This window comes from Xanthomonas sp. SHU 199, assembly GCF_000364665.1.
Lineage (GTDB): Bacteria > Pseudomonadota > Gammaproteobacteria > Xanthomonadales > Xanthomonadaceae > Xanthomonas_A > Xanthomonas_A sontii.
The window spans coordinates 1-2,498 of sequence record NZ_AQOI01000624.1; the positions used below are offsets into that span (position 1 = coordinate 1).

Annotated in this window: 4 protein-coding genes; 3 read left to right on the forward strand and 1 reads right to left on the reverse strand. The window is 72.4% G+C overall.

The genetic code is table 11. The features are described from left to right. The 3 genes from D183_RS25185 to D183_RS0118065 all read left to right on the forward strand — a co-directional run. A partial coding sequence (locus D183_RS25185; RefSeq protein ID WP_039728500.1) for a fibronectin type III domain-containing protein occupies nt 1–417 on the forward strand: 417 nt, incomplete at its 5' end. A gap of 97 nt (nt 418–514) precedes the next feature. Continuing rightward, nucleotides 515–1,072 carry a lysozyme inhibitor LprI family protein gene (locus D183_RS0118060; protein WP_017910234.1) on the forward strand — a complete coding sequence of 186 codons (558 nt, stop codon included), beginning with the start codon at nt 515–517 and terminating at the stop codon, nt 1,070–1,072. A gap of 53 nt (nt 1,073–1,125) precedes the next feature. After that, nucleotides 1,126–2,034, forward strand: coding sequence for a hypothetical protein (locus D183_RS0118065; RefSeq protein ID WP_017910235.1), 909 nt, complete (start codon nt 1,126–1,128; stop codon nt 2,032–2,034). A 37-nt stretch (nt 2,035–2,071) separates the two neighbouring features. Here D183_RS0118065 and D183_RS0118070 read toward each other — a convergent pair. Continuing rightward, nucleotides 2,072–2,498, reverse strand: a 427-nt coding sequence (locus tag D183_RS0118070; RefSeq protein ID WP_017910236.1) for a hypothetical protein, incomplete at its 5' end; no start/stop codon positions are given.

Below are 2,498 nucleotides of genomic sequence, written 5' to 3' on the forward strand. Positions count from 1 at the left end.
ACCGACCGCCGCGACCGGCCCAACGCCTACCTGCAATTGCCCGCGCCGGTGCGCACCCGCTACATCCGCTACGTGCACGGCCACGTCGGCGCCGCCCACTTGGCGATCAGCGACCTGCGCGTGTTCGGCAACGCCGACGGCGCCCCGCCGACGGCGCCGACCGGCGTTGTCGCGCAGCGCGATGCCGACCGCCGCAATGCCCGCGTGCACTGGCAGGCGGTGCCCGGCGCGGTCGGCTACAACGTGCGCTGGGGCCTGCGTGCCGACCGCCTCAACCTCACCTACCAGGTGTTCGCCGACCGCGGCACCGACCTGGAGATCCGGGCGCTGAACCGCGACCAGGACTACGTGTTCGCCGTCGAAGCCTTCGACGAGCGCGGTGTCTCCCCGCTGAGCGCCCGCAGCGCCGTGCCATGAAGCCATCACCGCCTTCCCGTATGCTTGGCCCCACCTCGACCGCGCACCGGCGATGCGGCGCGCGGCAGGATCGGTTGCCGATCGAAGGAGAAGGACGATGCACCAGCACCAGGGAACCCAGCACCAGCGCCGGCTGCGCGCCTGGCTGATCGCCGCGATGGTCGCCGGCGTGTGCGGCAGTGCCGCCGCGCAGCAGACCGACCCGCGCGATGCGCAACTGCAGCAACAGCAGCGCCTGCTGCAGCAGCAGGCCCAACAGATCCAGCAGATGCAGCAGCAACTGCAGCAGATGCCGCCGGCCGGCGCCGACGCCGCTGCACCGCGCGATGGCCTGTCCGCCGCCTACCACGACTGCCGCAAGCAGGCGCAGGGCCTGGACGAGAGCCGCCGCTGCATCCAGCGCGAACAGCGCGTGCAGCAGGAGCGCCTGGACCGCGCCTACGACAAGCTGCGCTACCGCATCAGCGGTACCGACCGGTCCCGCCTGATGGACGCGCAGTCCACCTGGCAGCAGTCCAACGACCAGGCCGCACAGCTCGACCGTGCGTTCGGCGCACGCGGCCAGGAGGCGGGCCTGCAAAGCGCCGAAGCCACCCTGCGCCGGATCAGCTCCCGCGCCGACGAACTGGAAGGCTATACGCGCGGCGGGCGTTGAGGGCGCGGTCGCGTCAACCCTCCACCACACCCTGCGATCCGTCGAAGACGCCCGTGCACGCCTACGACATCGAACCCGGCGACTGGCACGACGGCGCGCCCGCTCCCGACAGCGACGGCTGGTGCTTCGGCCTGCCGCCGGGCATCGCCGCGGCGCAATGGCCGCTGGATCCGTGGAGTGGCTATCCGATGCAGCACGGCTTCACCCTGCGGCTGCCACCGGACTACCGCGTGCACGGCCCGGACATCGTCGCGGTGTCGTTCTTCGCCACCGCGCCGGACCATAACGACGGCGGCCCGGCCGGAACAGTGGACGGGATGCACGCCGCGATCGCCACGCCTGCGCAGGCGCTGGCCGACCCGGCGCTGCAACCGTTCCGCGAACGCGCGCTGCAGGCCCACCCGCGGCTGCGGCGCATGCAGGACCTGCTGGACTGCGGCTATGCGCTGATCCTGCTGCGGCAGGAAGAGGTGGATGGCGCGCCGTGCCGGCCGCCGCCGCTGGTGGACAGCCCGTTGCTGCAGCAGACGCCGCCGCCGGAATGGTTGCAGGTCGGAAGCGCGACAGTATGCGAAGCGTGGGACGCCCGCAGCGTGCCGCTGCCGCAGGCGCCGGACCGTTTCGCCCTGCATCGTCCGCTGCGGCTGCGCCTGCGCGAGCACGATCCCAATGCCGGCGTACCGCCGCGCGAGACGTTCGGCGACGCGCCCGATCCCGGCGGCTATCAGCCCTTCTACTACTGGCAGGACGGCGTGGTCAGCCGCGAGCACTACCGCGAACACGACTGGGCCGCCGGCCACGCCATCAACCATCTCGGCGGCACCATGCGCCCGATACAGGGCATCCCGGACTTCAGCCCGTACTACATCGAGTTCGACGAGGCCTTCGGCGGCTACAACTTCGGCGGCGGCATCGCGCAACTGGACATCCAGGACCTGCGATTGGACTGGGCCTGCGGCTGAGGTCGCCGAGGTGGGCGACGCTTGTGCGGCGGCGCGCTCACGGCCCCGCTGCGCAGCCCCCGCCCTGTTCCGCGCACACCTTCATGGCGCGCTGCAGTTCGGCCTCGCTCAGCTGTGGAGGTGGCCGCGCGACGGCAGCCTGCACCTGGTCGGGGCCGCCGGTCAGCGCGTGCAGGCCCTTGGCCGCCTTGCCGGCCAGGTAGTAGACGCCGAGCGCGATGTAGCCGCCGCTCTGGCTGACCTGCTCCACCGAGGGCGGCGGACGCCAGTCCTTGTCGAAGCGGTTGGGTGGCGGCGACACCGGATTCTTGAAGCGGTACAGGTCCAGCGGCTCGCCCTCGTCCGGCGGCAGCGCGCGCACTTCGCCCAGGGTCTGGATGTCGGGCTGCGCGGCGGCATCGGATGTGGACGGCGGTGCGACCGAGGGCGGCGGCGGCGCAGCGGCGGGTGCGGCGGGCGCGGCG

Excerpts from the sequence above, each read along its gene's own strand:
- D183_RS0118060 (WP_017910234.1), top strand. The coding sequence starts at position 515 with ATGCACCAGCACCAGGGAACCCAGCACCAGCGCCGGCTGCGCGCCTGG.